Source organism: Agrobacterium sp. (genome assembly GCF_059499945.1).
The window spans coordinates 159,257-175,853 of the sequence record NZ_JCABZP010000014.1 but is presented as its reverse complement, the minus strand read 5'-3'; the positions used below and the strand labels follow the sequence as shown (position 1 = coordinate 175,853).

General features: G+C 57.6%; 19 protein-coding genes and 1 tRNA gene. 12 read left to right on the top strand and 8 right to left on the bottom strand.

Annotated elements, in window-relative coordinates; all coding sequences use genetic code 11:
- Positions 1-3 precede the first annotated feature (3 nt).
- Positions 4-780: an AraC family ligand binding domain-containing protein gene (locus AC5I5B_RS12565; protein WP_162695467.1), complete on the top strand. Its 777-nt coding sequence runs from the start codon at positions 4-6 to the stop codon at positions 778-780.
- On the opposite strand, the gene AC5I5B_RS12560 is transcribed toward AC5I5B_RS12565, so the two are convergent.
- A complete protein-coding gene (locus AC5I5B_RS12560; protein WP_111833770.1) occupies positions 777-1,670 on the bottom strand; it encodes an NAD(P)/FAD-dependent oxidoreductase in 894 nt (297 codons plus the stop codon). The two genes, AC5I5B_RS12565 and AC5I5B_RS12560, sit on opposite strands and share 4 nt — an antisense overlap.
- A gap of 153 nt (positions 1,671-1,823) precedes the next feature.
- Between AC5I5B_RS12560 and AC5I5B_RS12555 the strand changes: the two genes are divergently transcribed.
- On the top strand, positions 1,824-2,282 hold the full coding sequence (locus AC5I5B_RS12555) for an Rrf2 family transcriptional regulator (protein WP_495752737.1): 459 nt from the start codon (positions 1,824-1,826) through the stop codon (positions 2,280-2,282).
- A gap of 76 nt (positions 2,283-2,358) precedes the next feature.
- Here the strand turns inward: AC5I5B_RS12555 and AC5I5B_RS12550 are convergent, their stop codons facing one another.
- Both AC5I5B_RS12550 and AC5I5B_RS12545 read right to left on the bottom strand, forming a co-directional pair.
- Positions 2,359-2,676: a hypothetical protein gene (locus AC5I5B_RS12550; RefSeq protein ID WP_003507415.1), complete on the bottom strand. Its 318-nt coding sequence runs from the start codon at positions 2,674-2,676 to the stop codon at positions 2,359-2,361.
- 72 nt (positions 2,677-2,748) lie between these two features.
- The gene (locus AC5I5B_RS12545; protein ID WP_111833772.1) at positions 2,749-4,161 is read right to left on the bottom strand and encodes an aminotransferase-like domain-containing protein; all 1,413 of its coding nucleotides are present in this window, start codon (positions 4,159-4,161) and stop codon (positions 2,749-2,751) included.
- A gap of 116 nt (positions 4,162-4,277) precedes the next feature.
- On the opposite strand from AC5I5B_RS12545, the gene AC5I5B_RS12540 reads away from it, so the two are divergent.
- Positions 4,278-5,153, top strand: a complete 876-nt coding sequence (locus tag AC5I5B_RS12540; protein ID WP_111833773.1) for a DMT family transporter — start codon at positions 4,278-4,280, stop codon at positions 5,151-5,153.
- Positions 5,154-5,156: 3 nt separating this feature from the next.
- On the opposite strand, the gene AC5I5B_RS12535 is transcribed toward AC5I5B_RS12540, so the two are convergent.
- The 4 genes from AC5I5B_RS12535 to AC5I5B_RS12520 form a co-directional block, all read right to left on the bottom strand.
- Positions 5,157-6,269, bottom strand: coding sequence for a glycoside hydrolase family 25 protein (locus tag AC5I5B_RS12535; protein ID WP_111833774.1), 1,113 nt, complete (start codon positions 6,267-6,269; stop codon positions 5,157-5,159).
- Positions 6,270-6,447: 178 nt separating this feature from the next.
- Positions 6,448-6,636, bottom strand: a complete 189-nt coding sequence (locus AC5I5B_RS12530) for a YegP family protein (RefSeq protein WP_003507411.1) — start codon at positions 6,634-6,636, stop codon at positions 6,448-6,450.
- A gap of 58 nt (positions 6,637-6,694) precedes the next feature.
- A complete protein-coding gene (locus tag AC5I5B_RS12525) occupies positions 6,695-7,420 on the bottom strand; it encodes a type 1 glutamine amidotransferase (RefSeq protein ID WP_162695468.1) in 726 nt (241 codons plus the stop codon).
- Positions 7,421-7,557: 137 nt separating this feature from the next.
- Positions 7,558-8,007: a DoxX family protein gene (locus AC5I5B_RS12520; protein ID WP_003524478.1), complete on the bottom strand. Its 450-nt coding sequence runs from the start codon at positions 8,005-8,007 to the stop codon at positions 7,558-7,560.
- 145 nt (positions 8,008-8,152) lie between these two features.
- On the opposite strand from AC5I5B_RS12520, the gene AC5I5B_RS12515 reads away from it, so the two are divergent.
- Together AC5I5B_RS12515 and AC5I5B_RS12510 are read left to right on the top strand one after the other, a co-directional pair.
- On the top strand, positions 8,153-8,458 hold the full coding sequence (locus tag AC5I5B_RS12515) for an Rdx family protein (protein WP_003507408.1): 306 nt from the start codon (positions 8,153-8,155) through the stop codon (positions 8,456-8,458).
- Between the two features lie 119 nt (positions 8,459-8,577).
- Positions 8,578-8,664: transfer RNA gene (locus tag AC5I5B_RS12510), tRNA-Leu, on the top strand.
- Positions 8,665-8,865: 201 nt separating this feature from the next.
- On the opposite strand, the gene AC5I5B_RS12505 is transcribed toward AC5I5B_RS12510, so the two are convergent.
- Positions 8,866-9,276 carry a pilus assembly protein N-terminal domain-containing protein gene (locus tag AC5I5B_RS12505; RefSeq protein ID WP_020812471.1) on the bottom strand — a complete coding sequence of 137 codons (411 nt, stop codon included), beginning with the start codon at positions 9,274-9,276 and terminating at the stop codon, positions 8,866-8,868.
- 413 nt (positions 9,277-9,689) lie between these two features.
- Here AC5I5B_RS12505 and AC5I5B_RS12500 point away from each other — a divergent pair, with 413 nt between their 5' ends.
- The 7 genes from AC5I5B_RS12500 (at position 9,690) to AC5I5B_RS12470 (ending at position 16,597) form a co-directional block, all read left to right on the top strand.
- Positions 9,690-9,875, top strand: coding sequence for a Flp family type IVb pilin (locus tag AC5I5B_RS12500; protein ID WP_003507406.1), 186 nt, complete (start codon positions 9,690-9,692; stop codon positions 9,873-9,875).
- Positions 9,876-9,998: 123 nt separating this feature from the next.
- Positions 9,999-10,511, top strand: coding sequence for an A24 family peptidase (locus AC5I5B_RS12495; protein ID WP_129564650.1), 513 nt, complete (start codon positions 9,999-10,001; stop codon positions 10,509-10,511).
- 126 nt (positions 10,512-10,637) lie between these two features.
- The gene (gene cpaB / locus AC5I5B_RS12490) at positions 10,638-11,444 is read left to right on the top strand and encodes a Flp pilus assembly protein CpaB (protein ID WP_003507404.1); all 807 of its coding nucleotides are present in this window, start codon (positions 10,638-10,640) and stop codon (positions 11,442-11,444) included.
- Positions 11,441-13,024: a type II and III secretion system protein family protein gene (locus AC5I5B_RS12485; RefSeq protein WP_131861329.1), complete on the top strand. Its 1,584-nt coding sequence runs from the start codon at positions 11,441-11,443 to the stop codon at positions 13,022-13,024. Before cpaB ends, AC5I5B_RS12485 begins: the two co-directional genes overlap by 4 nt.
- A gap of 56 nt (positions 13,025-13,080) precedes the next feature.
- A complete protein-coding gene (locus AC5I5B_RS12480; protein ID WP_003507402.1) occupies positions 13,081-13,773 on the top strand; it encodes a CpaD family pilus assembly protein in 693 nt (230 codons plus the stop codon).
- Between the two features lie 34 nt (positions 13,774-13,807).
- Positions 13,808-15,091: a CpaE/TadZ family protein gene (locus AC5I5B_RS12475; RefSeq protein WP_020812469.1), complete on the top strand. Its 1,284-nt coding sequence runs from the start codon at positions 13,808-13,810 to the stop codon at positions 15,089-15,091.
- A gap of 33 nt (positions 15,092-15,124) precedes the next feature.
- Complete coding sequence (locus AC5I5B_RS12470; protein ID WP_495752736.1) at positions 15,125-16,597, top strand: TadA family conjugal transfer-associated ATPase; 1,473 nt, start codon at positions 15,125-15,127, stop codon at positions 16,595-16,597.

Sequence of the window (16,597 nt, the reverse complement as noted above, 5' to 3'; positions counted from 1 at the left end):
ATCGTGCAGGCGCCCTCCAGCGAGGGCATCGAACGCATAGACGCGCGTTTTCACGGCAATGCCTATGCCCCGCATCGCCATGATACTTATGCGATTGGCGTCACGCTTTCCGGCGTCCAGACCTTTTCCTATCGTGGCACATCGCATTTCAGCATGCCGGGAAATGTCATCGTCCTGCATCCCGACGAGGTTCACGATGGCGGCGCGGGCACTGACGAGGGCCTGCACTATCGAATGCTCTACCTCCCACCGGAAAAAACGACGGAGGCGGGATATAACGCGCTGCCCTTTGCCCGAAATGCCATCATCGAGGACGAAGAATTCCGGCAATGCCTCATCGAGGCACTCGGTAATCTCGAAGACGAACCGGACAATCTACTTCTCACCGACTGGCAATCGAGACTGGCGGATCTGCTCTGGAAACATTCAAACGGAAGCACCAGAACCATCAAGCGGATTGACCGCATCGCCGTTTTGCGATGCCGGGACTATCTGCTGGAGAATAGCGCCGACACCGTTGGTTCTGAAGAACTGGAACGGATAAGCGGGCTCGACCGCTTCACGCTTTTCCGGCACTTTCGTTGCCTGTTCGGCACGAGCCCGCACCGTTATCTCATCATGCGGCGGCTGCAGAAATGCAAGGACATGATGCGCGCAGGTACGGGTCTTGCCGAAACGGCCTTCGCCTGCGGTTTTGCGGACCAGGCGCATTTCACCCGGCATTTCAAAAATGCCTTCGGCATGCCTCCGGGCCGCTGGCTGAACCTCGTCTCACCCTAGAGCATTTCCGGAAACAGGATCGACCGGTGAGCCGCAGCGCCCGCCATCGCGCCGTCGCCCACCGCAAGGGCGACCGAGCCGGCGGGTCTTGCCACATCGCCGCAGGCGAAGATACCTCGGGTGGTGGTCTGCTTCATCGGGTCTGTGACGATGGTTGATCCCATCGGCCCCTCCTCCACCGCGCAGCCGAGTTTTTCGATCCAGTCGGCGGTGATCCGCAATATCGGCTGGGTGAAAAGACCGGCCAAGGGAATGCTGCGTCCATCTGTCAGGACGACATCCGCATGCCCCGCAATTTCCCTGATGCCGGTTGTTTCCATCCGGACACCGCGCGCTGTCAGCATCGAATACTGGTCCTCGTCCGGCTCGAATACGCCGTTGGTGAAAAAGGTCGTCTCACCCCAGTCCGGAAGCATCAATGCGTGGTGAATGGCCAAAGGTGAAGCGGCGATAACGCCAATCTTTTCCTGATTGAGCTCGTAACCATGGCAATAGGGGCAATGGAAGACTGAAGAGCCCCAACGCTCCTTCAGCCCGGCGATACCAGGCAATTCATCGGTGACACCAATGGCGAGGATCAGCCGATCCGCAGTCTCACGGCGGTTGCCATCGATCTCGATTGCAAAATCACCAAAGGAGCCTTCGGCATCGGTCACCCTGCCTTCGGCCCATTTTATGGTCGGATAACGTTCGATCTGGCGGCGCGCCTCGGCGATAATCTCGCTTGGCGCCTTGCCGTCCTGGCCGAGAAAACCGTGGGAATGGTTGGCGAAACGGTTTCTCCGTTCACCGGCATCCACCATCAGAATGTTTTTTCTGGCGCGTCCAAGCTGCAGGGCGGCTGAGAGACCGGCATAGCTGCCGCCGATTATGATGACGTCGAATTTCATGATGCACCCATCGTTTCAGGAGGAGGCGGAAGTGCCCGTTAATTTCACGATACTTATATTGTTACATGATTTTGAGAGTCAATGGTCACGCAACTTATATTGTTACGTCATCTTGAAGGTGATAGCGTCGATGCAAACAGACGGGTTTGGGCAATGAGACACGACACGCGCCTTTCACGGGTGCTGCATATTCTGATCCATATGGAAAAACATGAGGGCGCCGCGACCTCCGAGAGCATTGCGGCGATGATTCAGACCAATCCGGTGGTGGTGCGCAGAACCATGGCCGGCTTGCGCGAGCATGGTTATGTATCGTCGGAAAAAGGCCATGGCGGCGGGTGGGTGCTGGCGCGGCCGCTCAGCGAAATCACGCTGCTCGATATTTACCGGGCGCTTGGCGCACCGGAACTGTTTTCAATCGGGCTGGCAGGCGACAATCCGAACTGCGTCATCGAACAGGCCGTCAACACGGCGCTTTTTGACGCCATGAAAGAGGCGGAAAACATTCTGCTGTCCCGTTTCGGAAGCATTGCCCTCTCGCAACTGGCACAGGAGTCCCTTAGCCGCTGGTCCCGTCTTTCCAACGACCCTTCCGCGATGGAAAGGCTCTAACGGCGGGTGACGGTCACTCTTGCAAGGAAAAACCGCCCGCGCGGAGGCAGGCGGTTTTATCCTATCAATAAGCCTATTACGGCTGGGTCTGCGTGCCGCCGGTAGTCGGGCTTGCCGGTGCGGTATTGTTCGCAGGCGGTGTTGCCGGAGTGGTCGGAGCCATCGGCGCCGGTGCCTGATCCGTTGCTGCAGGCGGCGTGGTGGAGGATGTTGTTGCCGGATCGGTGGTCGGGCCGCTCATCTGCGACCAGGCGAAAACGCCTACCAGAACGACAACGATGATCGCCAACCACGGCACCCAGGACGACGACGTGCGGGCACGCGGTTCATTGCTGATATTCACTTCCGGACGAAGATCGCGGTCCGGACGCGGGTTGTTGGGATCGAATGTCATGGTATTTCCTCCTCTTCATTCTGCGAAGAAAACGACGTTCACGGGATTTTGTTCCGATTCCTTCCAGAACGCTTACAACCGACGAAGTTCGGGCCCTTGCTGAAGTGCCTCCGCCAGCACCGTCATGACCTGCGGATCTGCCATTTGCGACACATTGAAACGCATGAAACCGGAGGCACTTTGCGACGAGCTGAACACATTGCCGGGGGCTAGCACCACCTGCCGCGAAAGCGCCCGGCGCGCAACATCGGCGGCATCGCTCCCCTCTGGCAGGTGACACCACAAAAACATGCCCGCCTGCGGCTCGATCCACGGCACACATCCGATCGATTTCAAACGCGCCGCCACCTCCGGCATCGCTGCCGCAAGACGCTGCCTGAGTGCCTCGACATGCTTGCGGTAACTGCCATCGGTCAAAAGCGAGAGGATCAGCGCCGCCGAAAAATGAGTTCCGCCAAAAGCGGTGGCGATCTTGAGATCGGTCAAGGCTTCCACCCACGCGACAGGTGCTGCAATGAAACCGCACCGTATGGAGGCCGACAGTGTTTTTGAAAAACTGCCTATCTGGACGACACGGTTCAGACCATCGAAGGTCGCCAGCCGGGGCGCAGCCTGGGTTTCGAAATCGGCAAAAATATCATCCTCTATGATGGTTAGCCCCGCCTGTTCAGCCAGCATCAGCAGCCGATGGGCGGAAACGGCGGAAAGCCTTGCACCTGTCGGATTATGGATTGCGGAATTAGTGATATAAAGCCGGGGCTGATGGTCTTTCAGCGCCTGTTCGAAAAGCGCCAGGTCCGGTCCGGTTGGCGTATAGGGTACGCCGATGATCTTCACCCGATGCGCCCGCAGGAGGGCGTGGAAATTGAAATAACAGGGGTCATCGACAACAACCGTATCCCCCGGCTGCAGCAGGAAACGGCACAGAAGATCGATCGCCTGCGTGCCGGAGTCGGTGAGCATGATCTGGCTGGCGCCCGCCTGCACCCCGTGTTCGGCCAGCCGGCGCGACAGAAGCTGGCGCAGCGGCAACAGCCCCATCGGGCTGCCATAATCCGTCAGCAGGGCGGCGTCGGCGCGGGCAAGCCCGCGCATGGCTCGCCTCAATGCCTCTTGCGGCATCCACGATACGGGAAGCCAGCCGCAACCGGGTTTGGCGAGAACGGAACTTTCATCCAGCGCCTGCCGCGAAACCCATAAGGGATCCACCGCCCTGTCGAGCTGTGGTTCGATATCGGCGAGCGAGAGGGGTGCAAGCGGACCTGAAACGAAAAAACCGGAGCCGGGGCGCGAGCTTATCGTACCCTCCGCCACAAGCCGGTCGTAGGCCTCGACGATGGTGGAGGTGGACACCTGCATGGTCTTCGCCAGAGCCCGCACCGATGGAAGACGCGCGCCCGGCACGAGGCTGCGCGAGGCGATGCGTTGCCGAACACTTGCCATCACCTTTTCTATGCGCGTGCCAACAGCGACCTGTCCATCCATGATTCTCTCCAACCGTACCGCTCATGAAACCATAACAGTTTGTTGAAATTGTATATGATTGTCGCTGTTCCCGCCAGCCATTCGGGATCAAGAAAGGCAAAACGCAGGAGTTGACGATGGACAAGACGACGAGCGGCTGGCTGAGCGGCCTGACAGGCGTGGTGATATTCAGCGGTTCGCTGCCCGCCACGCGCATCGCGGTAACGGGTTTCGATCCCGTGTTCCTCACCGTCGCCCGCGCCAGCATTGCCGGCCTGCTGGCGCTGGCGCTGCTGTTTCTGTTCAGGCAAAGACGCCCGGCGCGCTATGACCTGACATCGCTTTTCATCGTCTCGCTAGGTGTCGTGGTGGGTTTCCCGCTATTGACCGCGCTTGCTCTGCGGCACGTCACCTCGGCGCATTCTATCGTTTTCGTGGGACTGCTGCCGCTCGCAACCGCGATCTTTGCGGTGCTGCGCGGCGGAGAACGCCCACGCCCGGTCTTCTGGCTCTTTTCCTGTCTCGGCAGTGCGCTTGTTGCGGGTTTTTCGCTCTCGAATTCGTTTGCCGCCGGGATCGAAGCATCGCTTGCCGGCGATCTTCTGATGCTCGGCGCAATCATCGTCTGCGGGCTCGGCTATGCGGAGGGCGCTGCCCTTTCCCGCAAGCTGGGCGGCTGGCAGGTCATTTCCTGGGCGCTGGTTCTTTCCCTGCCGGTGATGCTGCCGCTTGCCTTTTTCAGCGGACCGGAAACGCTTGCCGGCATAGACCCGCAGGCCTGGGCTGGCCTTGCCTATGTTTCCCTGTTCAGCATGCTGATTGGCTTCATCTTCTGGTATCGCGGACTGGCGCTTGGCGGCATCGCCGCCGTGGGGCAGCTGCAATTGCTTCAGCCCTTCTTCGGGCTCGCGCTTGCCGCCACCCTGCTGCACGAAGAGGTGAGCCCGGCCATGATCGGCGTGACGCTGGTTGTGGTGCTGTGTGTTGCGGGCGCGCGAAAATTCGCGCGCTGACCATCAGCTCGAGCGGCGATCCACCCAGCGATGCCATGCGTCTTCGCTGCCATTGAAGACATTGAGATCGATACGGCCATCGACGCCATGCGACAGGCCGGAACCGGAATATTGCCAGAACAGCCACTTGCGACCGGGATAAACCACCGACGGATGCTGGGCGACGGCGCGCAGCCAGAAGGGATAATCCTGGAATTCGCCCTGGAGGTTATCCTTGTAAAAATCGGGCGCCGTATAAATGATCGGCCGCTGGCCGTAATGGCGCTCAAGCTTGTCCATGAAGACGCGCATCTTTTCCAGCACGCGTTCGCGGGAATGGCGCATCTTGCAGCTCGATTCGCCGTTATATTCCACGTCGATGACGGGCGGCAGCGCGTCCGGATCACGCGGTACATTACGAATGAACCAGTCCGCCTGTTCGCTGGCGTTGCGGCACCAGTAGAAGAAATGGTAGGCGCCGCGGCGAATGCCCGCTTCCTTTGCGCGCTGCCAATTGGTGCGGAACATCGGATCAAGATGATCACCACCATCCGTCGCCTTGATGAAGGCGAAATTCGCGCCGCGCGTGCGCAGCTGCGGCCAGTTTATATTGGCCTGCCAGCGGGATACATCCACCCCGTGGACCTGGAAATGACGGGGCTGAACCCTGCCGAAATTGATGGGCTTGGCATCACTGAAGCTGGAGCGGAAAATGCGCGAACGGATCTGAGCACCGGCGCTTGCCGCCGGGGCCGCCGCCATGGCCAATTGTACCGGACGCTCCATCTGGTTCATCGTGGGGCGCTCCGCCGGCCGCACCATTCCGGCCGCCTGTGGCGGAACCGGCAAACGGATTTCAGGCGCATCCTGCGTTAAGGACGCCTTGGGGGTGACGGCGGAAAAGGCCTTGGGCTCGTCAGGCACCGGCCCGCCCCATGCCAGAACTTGCTGCCGCGGCTGGGCGGCGATGGCCTGGGTGCCGACGCCTGCCTGCGGCACCGGTGCGGATGGCGTGACGGAACTCGTCGTTTCCTTCGAAGGCAAGCCGGCCATCAGGCTTTCCGGCCCGGAACTGGACGTGCAGCCTCCAAGCAGGAGGCAACCGAAGAGAAGTGCTGGCATAGCCGATGAACGCATGAGAACCCGTACGCAAAACAAATCGGGGGCACTCTGATGCCGCCCGGAGACCTCGAAATACAAATGCTAACGGAAGATTATCAAAAAAGACTGAATCTTATCTTTACGTCGGCACCTGCCGATGCGCCCGTCATTTCTGGCAGGCGAAACGCTTCGAGTTCTCGCGCGGCGGCGCGGCTCAGGCCGTCATGGCGGTCAGATCGACAGTGTCCGCACCGGGAGAATTTCTCTTTATCGATTCGATCGCGTGAATAGCCGATGCCTTCGCCTGGTATCCTTCCGAGGAGAACATCGTTTCGCCGTTGGAAGCCTTAAAGCGGAAACGATATTCGCCGGCCTTGTCCTGATAGATTTCGAATTTGTACATGATCTCTGCGCCTCCTTGCGCACGATAGCCCGTCTGTCGCAACTTTGTTTGGCCTCGATCACTTTCGCAACGGAAAATCGCCGCTCTGGATGAGGCGTACCCAGGCTCGGGCAATTTCCAGCCCGGCTGCATCGGCCATTTCTGCGCGCAAGCTGCGATGGTCGTGATAATTCTCCAGCCATCCCGGCGACATTCTTTCGACGGAAGTGGGGAACGTCTGACACCAGCCGTCAACCACGGCAGCGGAGGCTTCGAAATGGAATTGTGTGCCATAAACCGCCCGGCCGATGCGAAAGGCCTGGTTTCGCGTCGCGCCATTGGTCGCAAGTCGCGTGGCGTCCGGCGGAAGCGTAAATGTATCGCAATGCCACTGAAAAATGGGGAATGTCTTTTCGAGCCCAGCCAATAGCGGATCGGACACGCCCTCTTCCGTCAGGGACACCTCTTCCCAGCCGAACTCCGGCGGGCCGGAGAGAATGTTCTCTCCGCCATAGGCGCGCGCCAGCAACTGGCTGCCAAGGCAGACGCCCATGACTGCCTTGCCCGCATCGCCAAAGGCTTTCATGAGAAGGGCAAGATCGGGAAGATAGGGATAAAGCGCATCATCGAGCGCGGTCTGTTCGCCGCCCAGAACGACAAGCGCATCATGATCGGCCGCATCCTTGGGGAGAGGCTCACCCGCATAGGCGCGGATGATATGGACTTCCGCCGCCGCTTCTTTCAGCGCGACGCCGAGCTGCCCATGCGGCGTACCCGCCATGTTTTCTATGATTGCAACGCGCATAAAACCTCGTGGCGACGACAAAGGATTCAATCGGCAAGAAATGCCGATCGAATCCAGCTTCACCACGAGAAAAATCGATTCTCAAGAGCCGCTACATCATCATTGTGACAATAGCGGATAATCTGACGCGATACGCCCTAGAATTCACGCGCAAGCTTGGCGTCTGCCGAATGCCGGTTGCCGCCGCGAACGGCGAAGAACAGGAAAATCGCCGCCCAAAGGATCGACTTTTCCGCCCCGCCCAGACCTTCCGCCTTTACGATGCCGTGAAAATAAACCGTTACCAGAAGGACGATCATGGCCGCGAAGGATGCCGGCCGCGTGAACAGGCCGATAGCGACCAGAATTCCGCCGAAAAATTCCGTGGCGGCAAGCAGCGGTGACCAGAAGACGCCGGGGTAAAAGCCGAGGCTTTCCACCATGCCGACAGCACCAAAAGGATTGACGATCTTTCCGAACCCATGGGTGACGAGAAGAAGCCCGGCCGTGACGCGCAGAATGGTCTCTACCAGATCATGCGTCGCATTATAAAGCGGTGCGACCGCCGGAACGAAAAGACGCTGACGATTATTCTCGAACTGGGCCATAGGATCTCCACGTTTCAGCCTTCGACAGCTTCTCTGTTCGCAAAGCCGCATGATAAGAACAAGCATGCGCCCGGTAAAAACATGAGTATTATAGTTGACATTATCGTGAACATTATTGTCGCCGGGCGATGAAAGAGACCTGAGGATGACCAAGACCAAACCCCGCATAACCATCCGCTATTGCACGCAGTGCAACTGGCTGCTTCGGGCCGGCTGGATGGCGCAGGAAATCCTGCAGACCTTCGCTTCCGATATCGGCGAAGTCAGCCTCATCCCCTCGACCGGCGGTCTGTTCGAGATCTCCGTGGACGGCACGATCATATGGGAACGCAAACGCGATGGTGGTTTTCCCGGCCCAAAAGAACTCAAACAGAGAATCCGTGACATCATCGACCCGGAGCGTGACCTCGGTCATGTGGACAGAACGAAGCATGAAGGGCTCGACACCTGACCCGGCGACATGTTTCAACAGCCATAACCAAGTTTTTTCCCTTTAAAATCAATGATCGTCATAAAAGTTCAAAAAGTCTGTTGACACCGGGCGGCTGCCCTCGTACATCGCTCTCCGTCGCCCAGATGGCGGAATTGGTAGACGCGCCAGCTTCAGGTGCTGGTACTCGCAAGGGTGTGGAGGTTCGAGTCCTCTTCTGGGCACCATTCCATTTTTGATCTTAGCCAGATCAAGAACTTAGCCGAAAAAACAGCAACATATAGCCGACCGGCAAACGCCGGGAAGCGTGTTGCTTTTTTCGCTTTTAGCTACTCCCAGAAAAGCTGCAGGCACTCAGGGACAAGCGGCCTTCGTCCTCTTCGGAAGACCTCTCTCTACAGCACAGAACTCTGATGTGACATGCTTCGTTACGGCTGAGCGTCTTTGTCGCCACTATTTTGCGAATGCTGCTCGCAGTTCGGCGTACAGGACAGAACGGTCCGCTCCGTCTGGCGGAAAACTCGCACCGTATTACCCTCGTCGATAGAGACGAGAATGCGTTCATCCACGATTGGATTGCCGTCGGCATCCAGAAGCACGAGATTGGTCGTGCCGAAACTGCGACCCGTCAGAACAATCGTGGTGGCATCGGCAACCGTGGCATCGGCGACCTTGGAGTTGCCGACAATAACCTTGCTGACGGCGCGGTCGAGACGAAGGACACGGGCGTGATTCATCGAAACACGCAATATGTCATCCTCAGCAAAAGCCGGCTGCAGCGAACCTGATAGAAAGACGGACAAGCCGACCACAATTTTCGCCAGTTTTCCGGATGACACGCGTTTGGTCCTTGCTCACTACCCGCACTTATTGCTCCGCAGAATGCGCGGTTTTAGTGAATGAAGCGTTAAATGGCAGAAATCCGCGAGGCGGATGGTAACCATGCGTAATGTATTGATATTGCCGCGTCTCCCCGCCCCGCCTCAAAACTGAACATCTGCACCTCTTCCCAAGGAAACTTGGTCGGAAAAGACAAACTGCCAGCAGTTGAATATATTTGTTTATCGGCAAATGTAAAAATGCAGGCAATACTTTTTTGTTTTATTTACCAAAAGAAACTCATCCTGCCGTTTACTTTGAGTTAATCGTTTTTTTTAAGCGCTTGGAAATCGCTCGGCTGTAGTTTGAACGCAACCGAACAACGGAGAACAGTTGTCGGCGTGCTGAACCAACACAAGTTAGGAGAGACCCTATGACCAAGATTTTCGCTCGTTTCCTCAAGGATGAATCCGGTGCTACTGCAATCGAATACGGCCTGATCGCTGCTCTGCTTTCAGTGGCAATCGTAGGCGGTGCAAGCATGGTCGGTACGCAGCTCGACGCACTCTTTGATGGCATCGGTACGACGATGCAGACGGCCCGAAACACGACGTTCTAATAGTTTTCGACCGCTGAATTGGGAATGCCGCTCAACCGTGAGCGGCATTTTCGTATTATACTGAATACCCGGATTCGTCTTCAATCCGCCTGGAATTGGCCGAGTAAAAAGGGAGTCTCCCTCGTGGTTATAGCCGCCATTTTTCTGACGCTTCCGCTCTGCCTTGCCTTCGCGGCATTCACAGACCTCTTGAGCATGACGATACCCAACCGGATATCGCTCATTTTGCTGCTGTCATTCATTTTGATCGCGCCTTTTTCCGGTATGGACTGGCAGACTTTTGCAATGAGCCTTGCAGCTGCCGCCGCCGTGTTTTTTGCCTGCTTCGCACTCTTTGCAGCCAATGTTATGGGTGGAGGAGATGCCAAGCTATTGACTGCCGCAGCAGTATGGTATGGCTTCAACCCGTCCCTCATAGAATTTTTACTTTCGGTGACCTTCGTTGGCGGCCTGTTGACTCTCGGCATTCTGCTCTTGCGGTCGCGCTCGCAGGAAATCATGGCCAGCGGCATTCCCCTCCCCGATTCCTTGCTCGCAGCAAAAAAAATTCCCTACGGGATCGGCATCGCCATCGCCGGTTTTTTGACCTATGGCAACGCACCGATCGTAGAAGCTGCCATCGCCAGTCTTTCCTGAGCGAATACTGTAATTGCCGAAATTAAAGGCCTGTTAACCACAAATCCACGCATAATATTAACCATAATTATACCAATAGCGCGTCATCCTGAGGGGAGAAGAATCTGATTCCTTCAAGGATCGAGCATGAAACCGTCGCGTATCGTCATTCTATCCGTTGCTTTGGTAGCCGCCGGTCTTGCCGGTCTTGTCGCCATGAAAATTTCCGGCACAAAGCAGGTTATCGAAAAAGCAGAAACGATCATCCAGAAAGAACCGACGGTCAACGTTCTCGTTTCCTCGGTCAACCTGCCGGTCGGCAGTCGCCTGAATGATAGTTCAGTGCGCTGGACTCCCTGGCCACAGGGCAACGTCGTCGATAGTTTCATAACGGAAACGAAAAGCCCGAACGCAATCATCGAACTTTCCGGTGCCGTCGTACGGCTCCCGTTATTCGAGGGTGAGCCGATCCGACCGGAAAAAGTCGTCGATTCCAGCGCTCGCATCATGTCCTCGCTTTTACCCGCCGGCAAACGCGCTGTTTCGACAGAGATTTCGGTTTCAACCGGGGCAGGCGGTTTCGTGCTGCCGAATGACCGTGTTGACGTGATCATGGTCCGCAAAGGCGACAACGGTAACTTTTTGACCGAGAATGTTTTGAATAACGTTCGTGTTCTGGCCATCGACCAGCAGATCAAGGAAGGCGAAGACGGTACGTCGGCAGTGGTTGGCGCAACCGCGACACTGGAACTGACGCCGGACCAAGCCAAGATTATGACCGTGGCGCAACAGATGGCGGATCGTCTCACGCTGGCTCTGCGCTCGGTTGCCGACGCGCAGGAAAACGACACGCTTTCGGCTGATTATCTTCTCAATGGCGGCGCCGGGCAGCCCGAAATTCAGGTGATCAAATCCGGCTCGATCGTCAAGGGCGGTCAAGGAGCATCACAATGATCAAGGGGTTCATGGCAAGGCGTTTCAAACAACACCTGCGTTCGTCGATGCTCGGCGGGCTTGCGTTCTGCGTGGCTTTTTCCGGCATTCCCGGCCAGCGTTCATCCGAATTTTTGGGTATCGGCGAAGCCGAGGCGCAAAGCGCGAGCATTGTGCGCATTACTGAGAGCGGATCAGGCATTCGCAAGCGCCTGAAGCTTGGTCTCAACAAGGCGCTGGTCATCGACCTGCCCGAGGACGCGCACGACATTCTTGTCGCCGATCCCAGCCTTGCCGATGCGGTAACGCGCACGTCCAGACGGATCTATCTCTTCGGAAAAACGGTAGGACAGACAAATATCTTTATTTTCGGCGATGGTGGGCGTGAAATCGTCAGCCTCGATCTGGAAGTAGAGCGGGATATCGTTGGTCTTGAAGCCAATATTCGTCGCTTCATTCCTGAATCCGACATCAAAGTCGAGATCGTCTCCGACAACATCGTTCTCACCGGATCTGTGCGCACGCCGCAGGATTCCGCGCGCGCAGTGCAGCTTGCCGAAGCCTTTTTGAAAGGTGGTGAAGCCACCACCCGCAATATCTCGCTGACGGGCGGCGACAACGGGGGTGACGCCGCGATTTTTGCCGAAAACCGCCAAGTATCGCAGATCGTCAACATGCTGACGATCGAGGGCGAGGATCAGGTGACACTGAAGGTGACCGTCGCCGAAGTCAGCAGGCAGGTGCTGAAGCAGCTGGGCTTCAACGGTTCCATCAGCAGTTCGACAAGCAACAACGGTTTCGAGTTCTCAAATCCTTCCAATCTCGGAAACGCAATCGACGGCGCGACGCGCATAGCCAGCGGAGCTATAGGCTCCGGCTCACTGAGATTTGCCTCTTACCTCAACGCCATGGAACAGGCAGGGGTGATGCGGACATTGGCGGAACCGAGCCTGACGGCGATCTCCGGCGAGCAGGCTAAATTTTATGTCGGCGGAGATTTTCGAATTGCTGCCGAACAGGATGTTTCGCTCGACAAGGAAACAGGCGTCGCGACCGTCAAACGCGAAACGGAAACAGTCGACTACGGTATCACGTTGAACTTCAGGCCAGTGGTGCTTTCACCCGGCAGGATAAGTCTCAAGATCGAGACGAATGTGTCCGAGCCGACCTATGAAGGCAATGTCGTAACCGGAAATTACGGTCGGGGCATTCCGGGCTCAACCTACATGTCTGTCCGCAAGCGGGAAACATCCACAACGGTCGAGCTTCCTTCTGGTGGCTCGATCGTGATCGCAGGGCTCGTTCAGGACAATATCCGTCAGGCCATGTCCGGGCTTCCGGGTATGTCAAAAATCCCGATTTTCGGCACGCTTTTCCGCAGCAAGGACTTCCTGCGCAACGAAACGGAGCTGGTCATCATCGCAACGCCTTATCTGGTTCGGCCCGTGGCCCGCAACCAGATCGCCCGGCCGGATGACAACTTCAACCCGGAAAACGATGCCGCCATGTATTTCATGAACCGCGTCAACAAGGTCTATGGCCGCAAGGACCGGGTTCAGGCGGCGCCCTATCAGGGGTCAGTGGGGTTCATCTACAAATGACGACACGCACACAAAATCCCCTCTTCACAGTAAGCCCGGTCAGGGCAGGAAACGTCATGAAGGAAACCTATTCCTCCTTTTTCCCCTGCCAGTCCGGAAGAAGGACCGGCCTCGTCATCATTGCCGCGCTTGCCGCCGGCCTGTTACAGGGCTGCGCACGCGATCCGATGACCACCAACGCCATTCCCGACGATTATCGCACACGCCACCCGATCACCCTGTCGGAGGCGGAGCATTCGCTGGACATTCCGGTCTCGGCCAGCGACAGCCGGCTGACCACGGCGATGGCGGATAACGTCCGCGGCTTTGCTCAGAATTATGCGTCGATGTCGACTGGTATCGTTAATATTCAGACCCCGTCGGGATCGGCCAATTCAGCGGCCGCATCACGTATGGCGAAACAGATTCGCTCGACGCTTTCCGGTGCGGGTGTGGCACCGGGCAAGATCATGGAAACGCGCTATGCCGCTTCCCCGAATGGCGACGCCGCCCCTATCCGCCTGAGCTATGTCGCCGTTACGGCCATGACCGGCCAGTGCGGTCAATGGCCAGAGGACCTGTCAGACAATACCTTCGCAAACAAGAACTGGTACAATTTCGGGTGCGCTTCCCAAAGTAATCTCGCGGCGCAGATCGCCAATCCAATGGATCTGGTCGGTCCGCGCGGTATGAGCGCAATCGATGCGGAACGTCGCGCGGTAGTCATCGACAACTATCGACAAGGCAAGACAACGGCGACGCCGAATTGATGCGGCTCCAACAATTGTTACGGCAGGAAAGACCATGAGCGCTGTAGAATACGATATCAAGCCAAGTGGCGGCGGCGAAGCCGAGCCGCCATTGCGCGCTGCCGATATGGACCACCTCCGGCCCCTGCCCCGCATTTCCGTTCACGCTTTCTGCGTCAGCGACAATATGCAGGCCGTCATGGATGCACTGTCCAGCGACCGGCGCATGAGCAAGGTTACCCTGCGGGTGACGAAGGGCGATATCAATGCGGCCGCCACGATGTTTTCCGCGTCGCCCACGCCCAATCTCATCATTCTTGAAACGGCAAGCTCAACCGCCTCGTTGCTGAACGATCTCGCGCCCCTGGCGGAGGTTTGCGATCCCTCCACGCGTGTCATCATCGTCGGCCGACACAACGACATAACACTTTATCGCGATCTCATCCGCAACGGCATTTCCGAATATCTCGTCGCGCCGATCAATATGGCCGATCTCCTGGCTTCGATCGCCGCGATCTTCGTCGATCCCGAAGCGGAGCCGCTGGGCCGCAACATCGCTTTCATTGGCGCCAAGGGCGGCGTGGGTTCGTCGACCATTGCGCATAATTGCGCTTTCGGTATTTCGAGCCTCTTCTCCACCGAAACCATTCTGGCGGATATGGATCTTGCCTATGGCACTGCCAATATCGATTTCGATCAGGATCCGGCCCAGGGCATGGCTGAAGCGGTCTTCTCGCCGGAGCGGCTGGACGAGGTGTTTCTCGACCGCCTGCTAACCAAATGTTCCGATCATCTGTCGCTGCTCGCGGCACCGTCGCTTCTCGACAGGACCTATGATCTCGATCGTCAGGCATTTCTGCCGATCCTCGAGGTTTTGCAGCGCAGTGCGCCCGTTGCGGTTCTCGATCTTCCACACCAATGGTGCGACTGGACCCGGGCAGTCCTTGCGGAAGCCGACGAGGTGATCATTACGGCGGTTCCCGATCTCGCAAATCTGCGCAATACGAAGAATCTCTTCGACGCGCTGATCAAACTGAGACCCAACGACAAATTGCCGCATCTCGTTCTCAATCAGGTCGGCATGCCCAAACGTCCGGAAATCGCGCCGGCGGACTTCCTCGAGCCGCTGGAAATCGAGCCGATCGCGATCATTCCATTCGACGCACAATTGTTCGGAAATGCCGCCAATAGCGGCCGCATGATCAGCGAGATGGATGAAAAATCCCAGACGGCGGAAACCTTCTCGCAGATCGCCCATACCATCACAGGCCGCTCCGTTCTGCGCAAAAGCAAACGCGGCGGCCTGGAAAAACTGAAGAATATTCTCAAGCGCAAGTAGGTCTTCTGCCTGCGTCCTTAGACGGAAACGCCGATGTTCGGAAAACGCGGGCCTGAAGGCCCAGCCAGAAGCACGAAGCCGGAACCTGTTGCACCTGTGCCCATGCAGGTGGCGACGGTGTCTGAGCCTCGCTCTCTTGCAATTGACACTCTTGAGCCCGGCCAATCACCCATCACTCGTCAGGCTGCGGCGAGCCCACCGCCAGCGCAGAGAAAACGCACCCGCAAGGAAGACTACTATAATACCAAGAGCCAGGTATTTTCCGCCCTTATCGATACGATCGATCTCTCGCAGCTCGCCAAGCTCGACGCGGAAAGCGCGCGCGAGGAAATTCGTGATATCGTCAACGATATCATCACGATCAAGAACTTCGCCATGTCGATTGCCGAGCAGGAAGAATTGCTCGAAGACATCTGCAATGACGTTCTGGGCTACGGGCCGCTGGAGCCGCTTCTCGCACGCGACGACATCGCCGATATCATGGTCAACGGCTCTGGCCAGACCTTCATCGAAGTCGGCGGCAAGACGATCGAGTCCGATATCCGCTTTCGGGACAATGCACAGTTGCTCTCCATCTGCCAGCGCATCGTCAGCCAGGTCGGCCGCCGCGTGGATGAGTCGAGCCCGATATGCGACGCGCGCCTGCCGGACGGATCGCGCGTCAACGTCATCGCGCCACCGCTTGCCATCGATGGCCCGGCGCTGACGATCCGAAAATTCAAGAGGGACAAGCTGACGCTCGACCAGCTCGTGCGTTTCGGAGCGATCACGCCCGAAGGCGCGACATTGCTCAAGATCATCGGTCGCGTCCGCTGCAACGTCGTCATCTCGGGCGGCACCGGCTCAGGCAAGACAACACTTCTTAACTGCCTGACGAGCTTCATCGACAAGGATGAACGTGTCATCACCTGCGAAGACACCGCTGAACTGCAGCTGCAGCAACCGCATGTGGTGAGGCTCGAAACGCGTCCGCCGAATATCGAAGGGGAAGGTGAGATCACCATGCGCGATCTCGTCAAGAACTGCCTTCGCATGCGACCTGAGCGCATCATCGTCGGTGAAGTGCGCGGGCCGGAAGTTTTTGACCTGCTCCAGGCCATGAACACCGGCCATGACGGTTCGATGGGAACGCTGCATGCCAATACGCCGCGCGAATGCCTCAGCCGTATCGAATCGATGATCGCCATGGGCGGCTTCACCCTGTCGGCCAAGACCGTGCGCGAAATCATCTCAGGCTCAATCGATGTCGTCATTCAGGCCGCGCGTCTTCGCGACGGCTCGCGCCGGATAACGCAGATCACGGAAGTGATCGGCATGGAAGGCGACGTCATCGTTACCCAGGATCTGATGCGGTACGAGATCGAAGGCGAGGATGCCCAGGGTAAGCTGATCGGCAGACACGTATCAACCGGTATCAGCAAGCCGCATTTCTGGGATCGTGCACGCTATTACGGCGAAGAGAAACGCCTGGCGACCGCGCTCGATGAGATGGAAAAGACATCCTAA